At 60.7% G+C, this 17,620-nt stretch carries 17 protein-coding genes; 7 read left to right on the forward strand and 10 right to left on the reverse strand.

The window, feature by feature from the left end:
- Positions 1-109: 109 nt before the first annotated feature.
- The 6 genes from relA to IB254_RS26730 all read right to left on the reverse strand — a co-directional run bounded on the left by relA (position 110) and on the right by IB254_RS26730 (position 8,161).
- Entirely contained in the window at positions 110-2,353 is a 2,244-nt protein-coding gene (gene relA / locus IB254_RS26705) for a GTP diphosphokinase (RefSeq protein WP_008029318.1), read from the reverse strand.
- Positions 2,354-2,475: 122 nt separating this feature from the next.
- Positions 2,476-3,828 (reverse strand): 23S rRNA (uracil(1939)-C(5))-methyltransferase RlmD, encoded by a 1,353-nt coding sequence (gene rlmD, locus IB254_RS26710; RefSeq protein ID WP_192420391.1) that lies wholly within the window; start codon positions 3,826-3,828, stop codon positions 2,476-2,478.
- Positions 3,828-4,730 carry a cysteine synthase CysM gene (cysM, locus tag IB254_RS26715; protein ID WP_008029320.1) on the reverse strand — a complete coding sequence of 301 codons (903 nt, stop codon included), beginning with the start codon at positions 4,728-4,730 and terminating at the stop codon, positions 3,828-3,830. Before cysM ends, rlmD begins: the two co-directional genes overlap by 1 nt.
- A 108-nt stretch (positions 4,731-4,838) precedes the next feature.
- Entirely contained in the window at positions 4,839-5,861 is a 1,023-nt protein-coding gene (locus IB254_RS26720; RefSeq protein WP_192420393.1) for a PDDEXK nuclease domain-containing protein, read from the reverse strand.
- Between the two features lie 184 nt (positions 5,862-6,045).
- Positions 6,046-7,452, reverse strand: a complete 1,407-nt coding sequence (locus IB254_RS26725; RefSeq protein WP_192420395.1) for a sensor histidine kinase — start codon at positions 7,450-7,452, stop codon at positions 6,046-6,048.
- A complete protein-coding gene (locus tag IB254_RS26730; RefSeq protein ID WP_008041637.1) occupies positions 7,439-8,161 on the reverse strand; it encodes a response regulator transcription factor in 723 nt (240 codons plus the stop codon). Before IB254_RS26730 ends, IB254_RS26725 begins: the two co-directional genes overlap by 14 nt.
- A 214-nt stretch (positions 8,162-8,375) precedes the next feature.
- On the opposite strand from IB254_RS26730, the gene IB254_RS26735 reads away from it, so the two are divergent.
- Together IB254_RS26735 and IB254_RS26740 are read left to right on the forward strand one after the other, a co-directional pair.
- Complete coding sequence (locus IB254_RS26735; RefSeq protein ID WP_192420397.1) at positions 8,376-11,129, forward strand: response regulator; 2,754 nt, start codon at positions 8,376-8,378, stop codon at positions 11,127-11,129.
- A 163-nt stretch (positions 11,130-11,292) separates the two neighbouring features.
- The gene (locus IB254_RS26740) at positions 11,293-12,282 is read left to right on the forward strand and encodes a 2-hydroxyacid dehydrogenase (protein ID WP_192420399.1); all 990 of its coding nucleotides are present in this window, start codon (positions 11,293-11,295) and stop codon (positions 12,280-12,282) included.
- A gap of 5 nt (positions 12,283-12,287) precedes the next feature.
- Here IB254_RS26740 and IB254_RS26745 read toward each other — a convergent pair whose 3' ends face one another.
- Positions 12,288-12,665 (reverse strand): hypothetical protein, encoded by a 378-nt coding sequence (locus IB254_RS26745; RefSeq protein WP_192420401.1) that lies wholly within the window; start codon positions 12,663-12,665, stop codon positions 12,288-12,290.
- 134 nt (positions 12,666-12,799) lie between these two features.
- On the opposite strand from IB254_RS26745, the gene IB254_RS26750 reads away from it, so the two are divergent.
- Together IB254_RS26750 and IB254_RS26755 are read left to right on the forward strand one after the other, a co-directional pair.
- Positions 12,800-13,234, forward strand: a complete 435-nt coding sequence (locus IB254_RS26750) for a hypothetical protein (protein WP_008029332.1) — start codon at positions 12,800-12,802, stop codon at positions 13,232-13,234.
- A complete protein-coding gene (locus tag IB254_RS26755; RefSeq protein ID WP_192227941.1) occupies positions 13,234-13,638 on the forward strand; it encodes an META domain-containing protein in 405 nt (134 codons plus the stop codon). Before IB254_RS26750 ends, IB254_RS26755 begins: the two co-directional genes overlap by 1 nt.
- 95 nt (positions 13,639-13,733) lie before the next feature.
- Here the strand turns inward: IB254_RS26755 and IB254_RS26760 are convergent, their stop codons facing one another.
- Positions 13,734-14,201 carry a TlpA disulfide reductase family protein gene (locus IB254_RS26760; RefSeq protein ID WP_192420403.1) on the reverse strand — a complete coding sequence of 156 codons (468 nt, stop codon included), beginning with the start codon at positions 14,199-14,201 and terminating at the stop codon, positions 13,734-13,736.
- 114 nt (positions 14,202-14,315) lie between these two features.
- Here IB254_RS26760 and arsC point away from each other — a divergent pair, with 114 nt between their 5' ends.
- Genes arsC through IB254_RS26775 form a run of 3 tightly spaced genes read left to right on the forward strand, consistent with a single transcriptional unit; the run spans position 14,316 to position 15,689 of the window.
- The gene (gene arsC / locus IB254_RS26765) at positions 14,316-14,669 is read left to right on the forward strand and encodes an arsenate reductase (glutaredoxin) (RefSeq protein WP_192420405.1); all 354 of its coding nucleotides are present in this window, start codon (positions 14,316-14,318) and stop codon (positions 14,667-14,669) included.
- Positions 14,666-15,262 carry an NAD(P)H:quinone oxidoreductase gene (gene wrbA, locus IB254_RS26770; RefSeq protein WP_008011647.1) on the forward strand — a complete coding sequence of 199 codons (597 nt, stop codon included), beginning with the start codon at positions 14,666-14,668 and terminating at the stop codon, positions 15,260-15,262. Before arsC ends, wrbA begins: the two co-directional genes overlap by 4 nt.
- Before the next feature lies 1 nt (position 15,263).
- Complete coding sequence (locus IB254_RS26775; protein ID WP_008029342.1) at positions 15,264-15,689, forward strand: DUF2069 domain-containing protein; 426 nt, start codon at positions 15,264-15,266, stop codon at positions 15,687-15,689.
- Between the two features lie 102 nt (positions 15,690-15,791).
- Here the strand turns inward: IB254_RS26775 and IB254_RS26780 are convergent, their stop codons facing one another.
- Both IB254_RS26780 and ttcA read right to left on the reverse strand, forming a co-directional pair.
- A complete protein-coding gene (locus IB254_RS26780) occupies positions 15,792-16,466 on the reverse strand; it encodes a DNA-3-methyladenine glycosylase I (RefSeq protein WP_008029344.1) in 675 nt (224 codons plus the stop codon).
- Positions 16,467-16,593: 127 nt separating this feature from the next.
- On the reverse strand, positions 16,594-17,418 hold the full coding sequence (ttcA, locus tag IB254_RS26785) for a tRNA 2-thiocytidine(32) synthetase TtcA (protein ID WP_192420407.1): 825 nt from the start codon (positions 17,416-17,418) through the stop codon (positions 16,594-16,596).
- Between the last annotated feature and the right edge of the window lie 202 nt (positions 17,419-17,620).

Here is a 17,620-nt window from a genome sequence, read left to right on the forward strand (position 1 = left end):
CACAAAACCCTGTAGGAGTGAGCCTGCTCGCGATGGGGGCGTGTCAGTCAGCATTGATCGTGACTGATACACCGCTATCGCGAGCAGGTTCACTCCTACATGGATCATCTCAAGGCGTACGGTTACGCCGGGTTTCGATGATGTTCGGCAACTGGGATATCCGCCCCAGCAACCGCCCAAGCGCATCCAGCCCCGGAATCTCGATGGTCAGGGACATCAACGCGGTGTTGTCCTCTTTGTTCGAGCGGGTATTGACCGCCAGCACGTTGATCCGCTCGTTGAGCAGCACTTGCGAGACGTCACGCAGCAAACCGGAACGGTCGTAGGCACGGATGATGATGTCCACCGGATAGGTGAGCACCGGCACCGGACCCCAGCTGACCTGGATGATCCGCTCAGGCTCGCGACCGGCCAGTTGCAGCACCGAGGCGCAGTCCTGACGGTGAATGCTCACGCCACGGCCCTGGGTGATGTAACCGACGATGGCATCGCCCGGCAACGGCTGGCAGCAGCCCGCCATTTGCGTCATCAGGTTGCCGACGCCCTGGATCTGAATGTCACCGCGCTTGCCCGGTTTGTAGCCGGTGGCCTTGCGCGGAATCAGTTCCAGCTGCTCGTTGCCGCGTTCCGGCTCGACCAGTTGCTGTGCGAGGTTCACCAGTTGCGCCAGGCGCAAATCGCCTGCGCCCAACGCGGCGAACATGTCCTCGGCAGTCTTCATGTTGGCCTTGTCGGCCAGCTTGTCGAAATCCACCGCCGGCAAGCCAAGGCGACTGAGTTCGCGTTCGAGCAGGGTTTTACCGGCCGCGACGTTCTGATCGCGTGCCTGCAATTTGAACCAGTGAACGATCTTCGCCCGCGCCCGCGAGGTGGTGATGTAACCCAGGTTAGGGTTCAGCCAATCGCGGCTCGGGGTGCCGTGCTTGCTGGTGATGATCTCGACTTGCTCACCGGTTTGCAGGCTGTAGTTGAGCGGTACGATGCGCCCGTTGATCTTCGCGCCACGGCAGTTGTGACCGATCTCGGTGTGCACGCGGTAGGCGAAGTCCAGCGGCGTCGCGCCTTTCGGCAAGTCGATGGCGTGACCGTCGGGGGTGAAGATGTACACCCGGTCCGGCTCGATATCGACCCGCAGCTGTTCCGCCAGGCCGCCGATGTCGCCCAACTCTTCGTGCCACTCGAGCACCTGACGCAGCCAGGAGATTTTCTCTTCGTAGTGGTTGGAGCCGGACTTGACATCGGTGCCCTTGTAGCGCCAGTGCGCGCAAACGCCCAGCTCGGCCTCTTCGTGCATGGAATGGGTGCGGATCTGCACTTCCAGCACCTTGCCCTCAGGCCCGATCACCGCCGTGTGCAACGAGCGGTAGCCGTTCTCTTTCGGGTTGGCGATGTAGTCGTCGAACTCTTTCGGGATGTGCCGCCACAAGGTGTGGACGATGCCGAGCGCGGTGTAGCAGTCGCGCATTTCCGGCACCAGCACGCGAACGGCGCGAACGTCGTAGATCTGGCTGAACTCCAGACCCTTGCGTTGCATTTTGCGCCAGATCGAATAGATGTGTTTGGCCCGGCCGCTGATGTCGGCATCGACGCCGGTGGCCTGCAATTCGACTTTCAGCTGGTTCATCACATCGGCGATGAAACGCTCGCGATCCAGGCGCCGCTCGTGCAGCAACTTGGCGATCTGCTTGTACTGATCGGGCTCGAGGTAGCGGAAGGACAAGTCCTCCAGTTCCCACTTGATGTGACCGATGCCGAGACGGTGGGCGAGCGGCGCGTAGATGTCGAAGACTTCCCGGGCGACGCGGTTGCGCTTCTCGTCGTCGGCGGTTTTCACCGCACGGATCGCGCAGGTGCGTTCGGCCAGTTTGATCAGCGCGACACGCACGTCGTCGACCATGGCCACGAGCATCTTGCGCAGGTTTTCCACCTGGCCCTGAGTGCCCATCACCATGGATTTACGCGGGCTCAGGCTGTCGCTGATCGCCGCCATGCGTTGCACGCCGTCGATGAGTTTGGCCACCACGGGACCAAAACGCTGGCTGACCGCCGGCAACTGGATCTGGCCTTCGCGCACGCCTCGGTACAGGACCGCAGCGACCAGCGAATCCTGATCGAGCTTGAGGTCGGCGAGGATCTCGGCAATTTCAAGGCCGGTGCGGAAACTGGAGTTTCCCTCGGACCACAAATTCTTCGCCGCATTGGCTTGTTGTTCTGCCTCGCGAGCGTACTCGCAGGCTTCTTTCAAGGCTTCGCGATCCAGTGCCAGATCGACACTGACCGCATGATCGAGCCAAGCCTCGAGATTGATACTGCCGTCGGTGTTGATCGGCTGGTGTGCTCTCACCTGTACCATCTTGCTTACCTTCCCTACGACGCAGATTCAATGCGTCAAATCGCTGACCTTCGCTGCCCATGAGCCCACGTCGGGCTGGTACGCGGCTGCACGGGCGGGCCAGTCGGACCAGACGAGCCTTCCTAACTCGCTTCAAATAACGCCATGGCTTCGACATGTGCCGTCTGAGGAAACATATCGAGAATCCCGGCACGTTTTAACCGGTAGCCCTGCTTGATCAATTCCACTGTGTCGCGCGCCAGCGTTGCCGGATTGCATGACACATACACCAACCGCTCGGCACCCATCGACTTGAGCTTGCGCACCACCTCGAAAGCACCGTCACGGGGTGGGTCCAAGAGTACCGCACAAAAGCCTTCGCGCGCCCATTCGGCATCGGTCAAAGGCTGGGATAAATCGGCCTGAAAAAACTTCGCATTATGAAGATTGTTGCTAGCGGCGTTCGCAGTTGCGCGCTCGACCATCGCCTGCACACCTTCGACTGCCACCACTTCGCGAACCGCTTTGGCCAGCGGCAAGGCAAAGTTACCCAACCCACAGAATAGATCGAGAACGCGCTCATCCGCTGTCGGCTTCAACCAGTCCAGCGCCTGGGCAACCATCGCTTCGTTGACCGCCGCGTTGACCTGAATGAAGTCTCCCGGCCGGTACGCCAGGTTCAAATCCCACTGTTCAAGGCGATAGCCCAAAGACTGATCGGCTTGAACCGGTTGTGGTTCGCCCTCTCCATGCAGCCACAATTGAGCTTCATGAAACGAGCAGAAATCCTTGAGGATCGTCAGATCGGATTCAGACAACGGCGCCATGTGCCGCAGCAAAACCGCCAACGACGAACCACTGAACAATTCCACATGCCCCAGCGCCTGAGGCTTGCTCAAGCGGCGGAGCATTTCCGGCAAGCGGGTCATGATCGGTTGCAAGGGCTGTACCAGCACCTGGCATTCGTTGATCGCAACGATGTCCTGACTGCCAGCGGCGCGGAAACCGACTTCGAGTTTTTTCGCTTTCATGTCCCAGCGCACCGCTACACGGGCGCGACGGCGGTAAGCGAATTCCGGACCGCTTAACGGCGCGGCCCATTCTTCGGGCTCGACACCGGCGACCTTCGACAACTGCTCGGCGAGCATGCGCTGTTTCAGGGCAAGTTGTTCGGTGTGCGGCAGATGTTGCACGCTGCAACCGCCACAGCGACCGGCATGCGGACACGGTGCCGGACGACGCAGTTCGCTGGCCTGGAACACACGCTCGGTGCGCGCCTCGACTACTTTGCCGTGAGCGCCCAACACGCGCGCCTCGACCTCTTCACCGGCCAATGCGCCGATGACGAACCAGGTGCGACCTTCGAAAAACGCGATACCGCGACCGTCATTCGCCAGGCGCTCTATAGTCAGGCGCTGCTTTTTGCCGGTCGGAATTTGCGGGGCCTTGCTGCCGCCGGTGGGCTGGAAGCGCAGGCCTCTCTCGTGCTTGGCCATCAGTTGGGCGCGTCGAAAATGCCGGTCGACAAGTAACGGTCGCCACGGTCGCAGATGATCGCGACGATCACCGCGTTTTCAACTTCTTTGGACAGGCGCAGCATCGCTGCCACGGCACCGCCCGAGGACACGCCGCAGAAAATGCCTTCTTCGCGCGCCAGACGACGGGTCACGTCCTCGGCTTCGCTTTGCGCCATGTCGACGATGCGGTCCACGCGATCGGCCTGGTAGATCTTCGGCAGGTATTCCTGCGGCCAGCGACGGATGCCCGGGATCGCCGAGCCTTCCATCGGTTGCAGGCCGATGATCTGCACGTTGTCGTTCTGCTCTTTCAAGTAGCGCGACACGCCCATGATGGTGCCCGTGGTGCCCATCGAACTGACGAAATGGGTGATGGTGCCCTCGGTCTGACGCCAGATTTCCGGGCCGGTGGTGGTGTAGTGCGCTTCCGGGTTATCACCGTTGGCGAACTGGTCCAGCACCTTGCCACGGCCCTCGGCTTCCATTCGCTGAGCGAGGTCGCGTGCGCCTTCCATGCCTTCTTCCTGGGTCACCAGGATCAGCTCGGCGCCATACGCCGTCATCGCGGCTTTGCGCTCGGCGCTGGAGTTGTCCGGCATGATCAGGATCATCTTGTAACCCTTGATCGCGGCGGCCATGGCCAGGGCGATCCCGGTGTTGCCCGAGGTCGCTTCGATCAGCGTATCGCCGACGTGGATCTGCCCACGCAACTCGGCGCGGGTAATCATCGACAGCGCCGGCCGGTCCTTGACCGAACCCGCCGGGTTGTTCCCTTCGAGCTTGAGCAAAAGGGTATTGCTGGTGGCGCCGGGCAGGCGCTGCAAACGAACCAGCGGAGTGTTGCCGACGCAATCGGCGATGGTTGGGTACTGCAAGGTCATGGCGTATTCGCAATCCAGACTGCGGGGGCGCCTATCATACCGGCAAACGTTGGAAGGCCATATCACGCAAAGTGCGGTGCTTATGGCTTATGGGAATAAGGGACTGATTCAGCCTTCTTTCGCCTGCGCAGCATTCAAGGCATAGAACTCATGCAGCTTGGCCTGAAGCAATTGTTTGTCCGGTAGCTGAACCTGGTACTCGGCAATCAGCGCTGGCGACAGACTGCGATTAAGGGCGTACTCGACCACTTCATCTTCCTTGCTGGCACAAAGCAATACCCCAATGGCAGGGTTTTCGTGGGGCTTGCGCTCACCACGATCCAGCGCTTCCAGATAGAAATTCAGCTTGCCCAGGTACTCCGGTTCGAAACGACCGACCTTTAGTTCAATGGCCACCAGGCAGTTGAGCCCACGGTGGAAGAACAACAGGTCCAGGGCGAAATCCCGGCCGCCAACTTGCAGCGGGTATTCGGAACCGACAAAGCAGAAATCGCGGCCAAGCTCGATCAGAAACTCCTTGAGGCGTGCCAGTAAACCCTGATGCAGATCGGTTTCGGCGTGGGCACCGGGCAAGTCGAGAAATTCGATCATGTAGGCGTCGCGGAATATCTCAAGTGCCGAGGGGTGAGTTTGTTTCAGCGCGGCGGAGGCTTTTGCCGGTTGGGTGATACTGCGTTCGAACAGTGCAGCCTTTAACTGGCGTTCCAGCTCGCGCTTCGACCACTTTTCCTGAACGGCCATACGCAGATAAAACTCGCGCTCTTCCGGGTGTTTGCTTTGGCTTAGGACGATCATGTTATGGGTCCAGGGTAATTGTCTCACCAGTGGTGAGACAATTGCGTCGCCCCGATAAGTCTCGTAGAACTGGCGCATGCGGAACAGATTTGGCCGGGTAAAACCACGCAACCCGGGCTGCGTCCGGGCCAGATGCTCAGCCAACTGACTGATCACGGCATCACCCCATTCAGCCAGTTCAATCTTGCGACTGATATAACCACCAACCTGCCAGTACAACTCGATCAGCTGGGTATTCACCGTCTGTATCGCCTGTTGCCTGGCACCGTGAATCAGTGCAAGCACTTCATTGAAACGGTCGTCGGTTGTGTTGCCGGAAACGTGGATTGCAGTCATGCCTGATTCCTTGAACATGAGTTAAAGCGTGAGCTTAAACCGTCAAAGATGCTTGAAATGACCGGTGATACCCTTTGGGAAATGTCGTACAGAAACCCCGGAACGCTCCGGCAAAATCAAAGCATTGGCGGACGGGAGGGCCTCTTCGCGGGCAAGCCCGCTCCCACAGGGAATCAGGGGGTGATCACACCATTTGCGGTCGGCACACATCCACTGTGGGAGTGAGCCTGCTCGCGATGGCGTCATCAGCCACCAACCGCATGTTCAGCCGCAACCCTGCCCCAGTGTTCTCAGCCCAAAGCCGCCCGCCCTGCAGCTGTACCGCATTCCTTGCAATGCTCAGCCCCAACCCGAACCCGCCATTCCCCGGCCGCGAACCATCAAGCCGCGTAAACGGCGAGAAGATCCGCTCAAGATCCTCTTCAGCCACCCCGCCCCCTTCATCCTCCAGCCACAGATGCCAGTAACCGCCTTCACGCCTTCCATCCAGACGCACGATGCCGCCCTTCGGTGAATGGCGAATGGCATTGCGCAGGATGTTTTCCAGCGCCTGGGCCAAGGTGTTGAGATTGCCGCGCACCCAGCAGGATGAATCCACCGCGCACTGCAATTGGTCGGTGGGGCAGCAACTTTCATAGCAGGCGTTGTCCGTGAGCATTTCCCACAGTGCCTGAATCTGGATCGCCTCGTCGGGCAAGGGCGTACGCTCGGTGTCGAGCCAGGCCAGTTGCAGCGTGTCTTCGACCAACCGTTGCATGCCATCCACTTCGCGACCAATGCGTTCACGCAGTTGCACCAGACTTTGCTCACCCTCGCTCGCCACGCGCAAACGGCTCAAGGGTGTTCGCAATTCGTGGGACAGGTCGCGCAGCAGCTGTTGTTGGAGGGCCACCGTGCTTTGCAGGCGCTCGGACATGTGATCGAACGCGCGGCCAAGCTCACCCAGTTCATCGCAGCGATTGGTCGTGCGGCTCGACAGGCGCACGCCCAACTGGTCGGCGCGCCACGCATTGGCCTGCTCGCGCAGTTGATTGAGGGGCACGACCAGTAATCGATACAGCCCGACGCACAACAGCAAGGTGAACAGTCCGGGAATCACGCCGTTGGTGATGACGCGCCAGAACACCCGGTAGCGCCCCGGCTTGAACCGCTGGGGCAGTTCGATCACCACGCTGCCGACGGATGAGTCGCCGGGAAACGGTACGCGCAGCCACGGCAGGCGTTTTTTGTGAATGGGCCAGTCCAGGCCACGCAGAAAAGTCAGGCGCTGGATTTCCTGGTCCGTCAGCGATTGGCTGCTCAACGACTGCAAATCGCCGCCAATCACACCCACCCAGCCCTTTTCACGCTGTCGCATATCCTGCAGCCAGGCATCGACACCTGCGCTCTGCCCCTGCTCCCATGCCTGTTCGGCTTCGGCGGCATAGCGCGTCAGAGTGCCTCGGGCTTCGTCAGAGAGAAACTGGTTGCGCTGTTCCATGTAGCGGCCCCAGGACCAGCTCAGCCAGATCATCAGCAGACAGAACGCCACCAGCAGACAGGCGAGTTTCCAGAACAGCGAATGCCTGCCCGGCAGGTCAGACCACTTCATGGTCAGCACTCAGGACATAGCCCTTGCCCCACACCGTGCGCACTTCCCGTTCGGTGTAGCCGATGGCCTTGAGCTTGCGACGGATCTGGCTGATGTGCATGTCGAGGCTGCGGTCGTGAGCCGCGTAACCCCGTTGCAACACGTGCTGATAAAGGAAGGCTTTGCTCAGCACCTCATCGCCGTTGCGATGGAGGGTGTCCAGCAACCGGTACTCGCTGCGGGTCAGGCCGGCGGCGTGTTCGCCATAGAACACCTCGAAGCATTCATCGTCGAAACGCAGACTGTCCGCCACCAAGGCAACCGGCGCCACGGCCGGGCGACGATCCAGTGCGACGCGCCGCAGGATCGCTTCGATGCGCACACGCAACTCGGCCATGCTGAAGGGCTTGGGCAAATAATCATCGGCGCCGAGGCGGAAACCGCTGATGCGATCGGCTTCGGCGCCCAGTGCCGACATCAGCACCACCGGGGTGGAATGGCTCTGGCGCAATTGGGTCAGCACGTTCAATCCGTTCATGCCCGGCAGCAGAATGTCCATCAGCACCACATCGAAGGCTTGCTCACGGGCAATCGCCAGGCCTTCCTGGCCGTTTTGGCACCAGGTCACCTGGAAACCGCTACGACCCAGTTGCTCGTGCACATAAGCACCGAGCACCAGGTCGTCTTCGATGGAGAGGATTCGGGGATGGCCAACAGAGATGGGAGTCATGAGTATCTGCAAATAATTCTCAGTTGATGATTATTCAAGATTGCCTCGCCGGGGGCAACCCAAGGTTTGCCAGCCACGCAAAAGCGCTGGACTGCCCGACGAATGACGTCATCAATTTTACGAGGATTGCCCGCAAGCAAATCGCTACACTGCGCAAGTGGCGTGTACCGGATGTACGCGCAGGTTCTTAAATGGCTGGATGCAGGAGAGAGGCGTGCTCAAGAAACTGGGAATAAAAGGCCGCGTGCTGTTGCTGACCTTGCTTCCGACCAGCCTGATGGCCTTGGTGCTGGGCGGCTATTTCACCTGGATGCAGCAATCCGACCTGCAAACCCAACTCATGCAGCGTGGCGAAATGATCGCCGAACAGCTCGCGCCCCTTGTCGCGCCGGCCATGAGCCACAAGGACACCGACCTGCTGGAACGCATCGCCACCCAAGCACTGGAAACGCCCGATGTGCGCGCGGTGACGCTCCTCGCCCCGGACCGCACGTCGCTTGCGCATGCCGGCCCGACCATGCTCAATCCGGCGCCGTTGGGCAATGGCTCGCAAATGTTGCGCCGCAGCGGCAACGATGCGACGCGTTACCTGCTGCCGGTGTTCGGCAAACACCGCAACCTGGCCGGTGACCTGATACCCGAGGAGTCTGACCGCCTGCTGGGTTGGGTCGAACTCGAACTGTCCCACAACGGCATGCTGCTGCGCGGTTATCGCAGCCTGTTCGCCAGCCTGCTGTTGATCGGCGCGGGCCTCGCCGGTGCGGCGCTGCTGGCATTGCGCATGGGCCGTACGATCAATCGGCCGCTGAGCCAGATCAAGCAAGCGGTGGCGCAGCTCAAGGACGGTCACCTGGAAACCCGCCTGCCGCCGCTCGGCAGTCAGGAGCTCGATGAACTGGCGTCCGGCATCAACCGCATGGCCGGCACCCTGCAGAACGCCCAGGAAGAATTGCAGCACAGCATCGATCAGGCCACCGAAGACGTGCGCCAGAACCTGGAAACCATCGAAATCCAGAACATCGAGCTGGACCTGGCGCGCAAGGAAGCCCTGGAGGCGAGCCGGATCAAATCCGAGTTCCTCGCCAACATGAGCCATGAAATCCGTACGCCGCTCAACGGCATTCTCGGTTTCACCCATCTGCTGCAAAAAAGCGAACTGACCCCGCGTCAGCTCGACTACCTGGGCACCATCGAAAAATCCGCCGACAGCCTGCTGGGGATCATCAACGAGATCCTCGACTTCTCGAAAATCGAGGCCGGCAAACTGGTGCTCGACCACATTCCGTTCAACCTGCGCGATTTGCTCCAGGACACCCTGACCATCCTCGCCCCGGCCGCCCACGCCAAACAACTGGAACTGGTGAGCCTGGTCTATCGCGACACGCCGCTGTCGCTGGTCGGCGATCCACTGCGCCTGAAGCAGATCCTCACCAACCTGGTGAGCAACGCGATCAAGTTCACCCGCGAAGGCACCATCGTTGCCCGCGCCATGCTCGAAGACGAGCATGAAGACAGCGTGCAACTGCGCATCAGTATTCAGGACACCGGCATCGGCCTGTCGAACGAGGACGTGCGCGCGCTGTTCCAGGCTTTCAGCCAGGCCGACAATTCACTGTCCCGGCAACCCGGCGGCACCGGCCTGGGGCTGGTGATTTCCAAGCGCCTGATCGAACAGATGGGCGGCGAGATCGGCGTCGACAGCACGCCGGGCGAAGGCTCGGAATTCTGGATCAGCCTGAGCCTGCCGAAAACCCGCGACGACGCCGAAGACCTGCCCGGCCCGCCGTTGCTCGGACGCCGGGTCGCCGTGCTGGAGAACCACGAACTGGCCCGTCAGGCGTTGCAGCATCAACTGGAAGACTGTGGCCTGGAAGTCACCCCGTTCAACACTCTGGAAAGCCTGACCAATGGCGTGACCGGCGCACACCAGACCGATCTGGCGATCGACCTCGCCGTGCTTGGCATCACCAGCAACGACATGCCGCCGGAGCGCCTCAACCAGCATATCTGGGACCTCGAGCACCTCGGCTGCAAAGTGCTGGTGCTGTGCCCGACCACCGAACAGACGCTGTTCCACCTCTCGGTGCCGAACCCGCACAGCCAGCTCCAGGCCAAACCGGCCTGCACGCGCAAGTTGCGCCGGGCCTTGTCCGATCTGGTCAATCCGCGCCAGCAACGTAGCGATCCCGGCGAGCCGGTGTCCAGCCGCGCGCCGAAGGTGCTCTGCGTCGATGACAACCCGGCCAATCTGTTGCTGGTGCAAACCCTGCTCGAAGACCTTGGCGCCAAGGTGCTTGCGGTGGAAAGCGGCTATGCCGCCGTCAAAGCGGTGCAGACCGAGACCTTCGATCTGGTGTTGATGGACGTGCAGATGCCTGGCATGGACGGGCGCCAGACCACCGAAACCATTCGCCAGTGGGAAAGCGAAAGGCATTGCACGCCGCTGCCGATCGTGGCCCTCACCGCTCACGCGATGGCCAACGAAAAACGCGCGCTGCTGCAAAGCGGCATGGATGATTACCTGACCAAACCGATCAGCGAGCGGCAATTGGCTCAGGTGGTGTTGAAGTGGACCGGCCTGGCATTGCGCAATCAGGGGCCCGAGCGTTCCAGCGACAGTCACGGCGGCAGCCACGAGCTGCAAGTGCTGGATCACGAAGAAGGGTTGCGGCTGGCGGCGGGCAAGGCGGATCTGGCGGCGGACATGCTGGCGATGTTGCTGGCATCGCTGGAAGCCGACCGCGAAGCCATCCGCTTCGCCCGGGAAACCAACGATCACAACGCGTTGATCGAGCGCGTACACCGCCTGCACGGCGCCACCCGTTATTGCGGCGTGCCGCAGCTGCGCGCTGCCTGCCAGCGCAGCGAAACCCTGCTAAAGCAACAGGACCCGAAGGCTCCGGGCGCATTGGAAGACCTCGACCGCGCCATCAATCGCCTGGCGGCGCATGCCCGTATCAATGCTTGATGCAACGCAATGGCGTTGATCACCATCAGCGCTAGTCTCACCGCAATCATTGTAGGAGCCGGCTTGCTGGCGATGGCGGTGGGTCAGTGACATAAATGCAGACTGACACGCCGCTATCGCCAGCAAGCCGGCTCCTACAGGTGACCGGGACAAGGAGGAAGTAATGCGTACGATTCTATTCAGCAGCCAGACCTACGACCGCGACAGTTTTCTCGGCGCCGACCTCCCTGCCGGCATCGAGCTGCACTTTCAATCGGCGCGACTCAGCCTCGACACGGCAGCGCTGGCGGAACATCACGAAGTGGTCTGTGCCTTTATCAATGACGACCTCGGCGCCCCGGTGCTCGAACGCCTGGCAGCGGGCGGCACACGCCTGATTGCCCTGCGCTCGGCCGGCTACAACCATGTCGACCTGGCGGTGGCGAAGCGCCTGGGATTGTCGATCGTGAGGGTTCCGGCCTACTCACCCCACGCGGTGGCCGAACACGCGGTGGCGCTGATCCTGGCGCTCAACCGTCGTTTGCACCGTGCCTACAACCGCACCCGCGAAGGGGATTTCAGCCTCCACGGGCTGACGGGGTTCGACCTGGTGGGCAAAACGGTCGGCGTGGTCGGCACCGGGCAAATCGGCGCGACCTTCGCGAAAATCATGAACGGTTTCGGCTGCCGGCTACTGGCCTATGATCCTTACCCCAATCCACAGGTCGAAGCCCTCGGTGCACGTTATTTGAGTTTGCCCGAGCTGCTGGCCGAATCGCAGATCATCAGCCTGCACTGCCCGCTCAACGAGCAGAGCAAACACCTGATCAACCGCGAGTCACTGGCGCACATGCAAGCCGGCGCCATGTTGATCAATACCGGTCGCGGCGGTCTGGTGGACACGCCGGCGCTGATCGACGCGCTGAAAGACGGCCAACTCGGTTATCTGGGGCTGGATGTGTATGAAGAAGAGGCGCAGCTGTTCTTCGAGGACCGTTCCGACCTGCCGCTGCAGGACGATGTGCTGGCGCGCCTGCTGACCTTCCCCAACGTGATCGTCACCGCGCATCAGGCCTTCCTGACCCGTGAAGCCCTGGGTGCAATCGCTGCTACGACGTTGCAGAACATTGCAGCCTGGGCGGCCGGCACGCCGCAAAATCAGGTCGAGGGCTGAGCGGATCAGACCTTGGACAACAGGATCATCAAGGCCAGCCAGCCAAAACCGAGCAAGCGCTGGCCTGTTGAATGCCCGGGACGCAGCAGGAACCAGACAAAAAACGGTGGCAGAAAGAAAATCATCAGTTTCAGCCACAGCTCCACCGGACGCGGACCGTTGAGCGTCGGAGCAGGAACCGCAGCCTCGACGTCGGCTTTGCGTTTACGCCCGAACGCGGCCGGCGAAACCTTGGCCACGCTCTCGTCTTGCGGCAAACGTCCGAAAGACAGTGGCGCCTTTGACGTTGCCGCTTGCGCCGTTGTCGGCGCACCGCAATGAACACAAGCAGGCGCCGTTGAACTGATGCGTTGCTTGCACTCAAAACATTCGATTAACGCCATGTCCGTTCCTTAGAAATACAAAAGCGGCAGTTTGCCATGAGTCGGCAGGTCATTTGAACCTGATCGAAGGTCATCTGCTTGCGCAATGCTGCGTGCAGGCCCGTGCTAGCATACCGCGCATATTTGGAGGACCCATGGTCGAACACGATTTCCGCTATAACTTGATGAACCCGCAACACACCCTCACCGAATGCCGCGCCCTCGTGCCGGGGCGTTATCAAGTCACCGGCAACGGCGGCTCGATTCGCAACAATGACGTGCTGGTCGTGACCCTCAAAGGTGCCAAGGACTTGTCCATGCGCCTGACCGTCGAAACGGTTCGTCATTTGATCAACCCGCCCGGTCAATGGGTCGCGGTGGCCAGTGGTCCGGTGTTCGGTGAACTGGCGATCCACACCTGGAAAGTCAACTGCGACAGCTGCGCCAAAGAGCTGAGCTTCGAGTTCGCGGTCGACGCCAAACTGGGTAACAAGGCTGAAAAGCCTGCCGCCACCGCGCGGATCGCCGAGTTGGGCTGGACCGCCGTCGGTGAGAAGCACCTGTGCCCGAAATGCCAGGAGCCTGCGTGATGAAACGCCTTGCTCTGACCGCAATGGTCGGCGCCAGCCTGCTGGGCTGTGCCGCCGAGCCGGTAAAATTGCAGCAGAACCGCAGCTACATTCTGGAATGGATCGGCGAACGCCCGCTGATGGATTACAGCCACCTGACCGTCACCCTCGGCGAAGACGGCCGTGCCTATGGCAACGGCGGCTGCAACCACTGGTTCGCACCGTATACGCTCGAAGACGACAAGCTGAGTTTCGGCAAGGTCGGCAGCACGCGCAAACTGTGCGCGCCGGCGTTGATGGAACAGGAAAAGCGCTTCCTCCAGGCCCTGGAAAACGTGCAGCGCTGGGATGTTTCGCCGATCGACCAGATGCGCTTCTGGCCGGCCGAAGGCAAGCCACTGCGTTGGTGGCTTGAAGAAGGCTGACCCCTAAAAAGATCGCAGCCTTCGGCAGCTCCTACATGTCTTGCCGTACACCTGTAGGAGCTGCCGAAGGCTGCGATCTTTTTCTCAGGAACGACTCAATTCTTCGCCTGCAACGCCTCAAGTTTTGCCATCAGCCCCGCCGCTGTCTGCTCGCCCATCAACTGTTCCCGCACCTTGCCCTTGTTATCGATGATGTACGTCACCGGCAACGCCTCGCTGCGCGGCAGTTCAAACAGCTCCGCCGGATCAGAAGCCAATACGGTGAACCTGATCCCCAGTTTCTCGCTGGCGCTTTTCAGCTCTTCGCCCTGCACGTTGTCGAAGTTGACCCCGAACACACCGATCTTCTTGTCCTTCAACTGCTCGGCCAGCCCGTTCAATTCCGGGATCTCGGTCCGGCACGGGCCGCACCATTCGGCCCAGTAATTAAGCACCAGCCATTGTTTGTCCAGACGTTCGGCGGCGACTTTTTGGCCGTTCTGATCGATGCCATAGTCATTGCCGCAGCCCCCCAACATCAGCGCACCGATGATCGCCAATGCCGCTGCCAATCGCCTTGTCATGTCGTGATCCTTGTTCAAAATTGAATGCGCCTGCGACCCATCGCCTCCCAAGGTTCTGGATTACGCGCTGCACAGTTAGAATAGCCGTCACCTTACGCAAGATGCGACCCGCACATGACCGATCTGACGCTTTATCACAACCCGCGCTGCTCGAAATCCCGCGGTGCGCTCGAACTGCTCGAAGCCCGTGGCCTGACGCCGACCGTGGTGCGCTACCTCGAGACCCCGCTGGACGCCGCGCAATTGCAGAACCTGCTGAAAAAGCTCGGCCTCGGCGCCCGGCAATTGCTGCGCACCGGTGAGGACGAGTACAAGACCCTCAACCTCGCTGACACCAGCCTGAGCGAGGCGCAATTGATCGCCGCCATCGCTGCGCACCCGAAACTGATGGAGCGACCGATTCTCGAAGTCGGCGACAAAGCCGTCATCGGCCGTCCGCCGGAGAACGTGCTGGAGTTGCTGCCGTGAGCGCGCCGTACATTCTGGTTCTGTATTACAGCCGTAGCGGCTCGACCAATGAAATGGCGCGGCAGATCGCCCGCGGTGTCGAGCAGTCCGGGATGGAAGCGCGCCTGCGCACCGTGCCGGCGATTTCCACCGAGTGCGAAGCGGTGTCGCCGGACATTCCGGACGAAGGCGCGCTGTACGCCAGCCTCGACGACCTGAAGAACTGCGCAGGCCTGGCCCTCGGCAGCCCGACGCGTTTCGGCAACATGGCCGCACCGCTCAAATACTTCCTCGACGGCACCAGCAACCTGTGGCTGACCGGCGCCCTCGTCGGCAAACCGGCCGGGGTTTTCACTTCCACCGCAAGCCTGCACGGCGGTCAGGAAACCACGCTGCTGTCGATGATGTTGCCGCTGCTGCACCACGGCATGCTGATCACCGGCCTGCCGTACAGCGAATCCGCGTTGCTGGAAACCCGTGGCGGCGGCACGCCTTATGGCGCCAGTCATCACGCCGGTGCCGATGGCAAAAGCGGCTTGAATGAACATGAAGTGGCGCTGTGCCGGGCCTTGGGTCTGCGCCTGGCGAAGACCGCACAAAAGTTGGTGAGCTGAGATGGCGAAAAAGCCGAAGATCCTGCCTTCCATTGAATGGCTCGAACCACGGGTTCGGGCGATGCGCGTCATCAGTCTGCTGTGCTACTTCGGCCTGGTGGGATTGCTCTGCGCTTATTACCTGGTGGTCGCCGACCTGCATGGCGCGCGGCCGTGGGTGATTCTGCTGATCGAACTGGTGCCGCTGCTGTTGCTGGCGCCGGGGATGATCGTCGGCAGCGCGCGCGGGCATTCGTGGATGTGTTTTGTGGTGAACCTGTATTTCATCAAGGGCGCACTGGCGGCGTATGACCCGAACCGGCAGCTGTTCGGTTTGCTGGAAATGGGCGCGAGCCTGGCGGTGTTCTGCTCGGCGCTGTTGTATGTGCGGTGGCGGTTTCAGTTGAATCGCAAGTTGGCGGGTGAAGGCGAGATTAGCGTCGCCTGACAGATTGCAATCGCTAGCAGGCTAGCTCCCACAGGGGATTTGTGTACGCCACAGATCCAATGTGGGAGCCAGCCTGCTGGCGATTGGCCGGGCGACTCGGTGTCAATGATTGGCGGTGTACGCCAGCATCATCGAGATCTGACTCATCGGCCGCCCGCCGCTTTCTTCATGCCACTGGTTGAACACGCCCTGCACCGTGGCCAGATCCCGCAGACTGGTTGGCACTTTGTCGACGATCTTCTGCGCATTCAGCGCCGCCACCACGTCATAACTCGGCACAAAGGTGTCCTTGCCGACCATGCGCAAAAATCTTGGTGCCGACAAGCCACCCAATTGATGACCGTGCTTTTTCAGGTAGGTCCACAAGCCGACGATATCGGTCACCGGCCAATCGGCGATCAACTCGCCAAAACTGCCTTTCTCATGGGCCACGTCCAGCACGAACTGCGCATTGCGCGGCACGCTCTTGAGCTTGCCCAGGTGGCGGATGATCCGCGCGTCCTGCATCAGGCGTTCAAGGTGTTCGGCGCTCATCAGCACGACTTTTTCCGGGTCGAACTTGAAGAACACTTCTTCGAAGGCCGGCCACTTGGCGTCCACCAGGCTGTGCTTGAGCCCGGCGCGGAACACACGCAGCGCCATGGTCGAGAGGTAGCGATCGTCGCTGATATCGCGCAATTGCGCGGCAGTCTTAGGAACGGGCAGATGGGCTTCCAGTTCGGCTGCGGAACCGAAGCGGTTCAGACAGTATTCGTGCAGCCACTTGTAATCGCGCATGCCCTCTCCTGAGGAATAAAAGAAGAACCTGTAGGAGCAGAGCTTGCTCGCGAAAGCGGTGTACCAGTCAACAAATTCGTTGAATGACACACCGCTTTCGCGAGCAAGCTCTGCTCCTACAGTTTGATTAGAGGTTGACGACGTTGACGAAGCGCGAAGCTGCGGTTTCGTCGATCTTGAGGCTGGTGAAGTCGAACAGGTTGCGGTCCGCCAATTGCGACGGGATCACGTTCTGCAAGCTGCGGAAAATGCTTTCGGTGCGGCCCGGCGTCTTGCGCTCCCACTCCTGCAGCATTTCCTTGACCACCTGACGCTGCAGGTTTTCCTGGGAACCGCAGAGGTTGCACGGGATGATCGGGAATTGCTTGAGGTCCGAGTAGGCCTGGATGTCTTTTTCGTTGCAGTAGGCCAACGGGCGGATCACCACGTTGCGGCCGTCGTCGGCGCGCAGCTTCGGCGGCATGGCCTTGAGCGAGCCGTTGAAGAACATATTGAGGAAGAACGTTTCGACGATGTCGTCGCGGTGGTGACCGAGGGCCATTTTGGTCGCGCCGATTTCGTCGGCAAAGGTGTAGAGCGTGCCGCGACGCAGGCGCGAGCACAGCGAGCAGGTGGTCTTGCCTTCCGGAATCAGCTCCTTGACCACCGAGTACGTGTCTTTCTCGACGATGTGGTATTCGATGCCCAGCGTTTTGAGGTACGCCGGCAGCACGTCCTCAGGGAAACCCGGCTGTTTCTGGTCCATGTTCACGGCCACGATCTCGAACTTGATCGGCGCGACCTTCTGCAAATGCATCAGCACGTCGAGCATGGTGTAGCTGTCCTTGCCGCCGGACAGGCAGACCATGACCTTGTCGCCGTCTTCAATCATGTTGAAATCGGCGACAGCCTCACCGGCCTGACGGCGAAGGCGCTTTTGCAGTTTGTTCTGGTTGACCGTGAGAGTGCCCATGACGCGAGATCCGTGAGGTGTGACGAAAGGCCGGCATTTTACGCAAAAACGCGCCTCCGGCGAAGTACCCGTAATCCCCCTGTAGGAGCGAGCCGGCTCGCGAAGCGGTGTATCAGTGACATCAATGCAATCTGACACACCGCTTTCGCCGGCAAGCCGGTCTCACTCCTACAGGGATTACGTTGACAGTCCCAGCAGCGAT

This window comes from Pseudomonas sp. PDM03 (assembly GCF_014852385.1).
GTDB lineage: Bacteria > Pseudomonadota > Gammaproteobacteria > Pseudomonadales > Pseudomonadaceae > Aquipseudomonas > Aquipseudomonas migulae.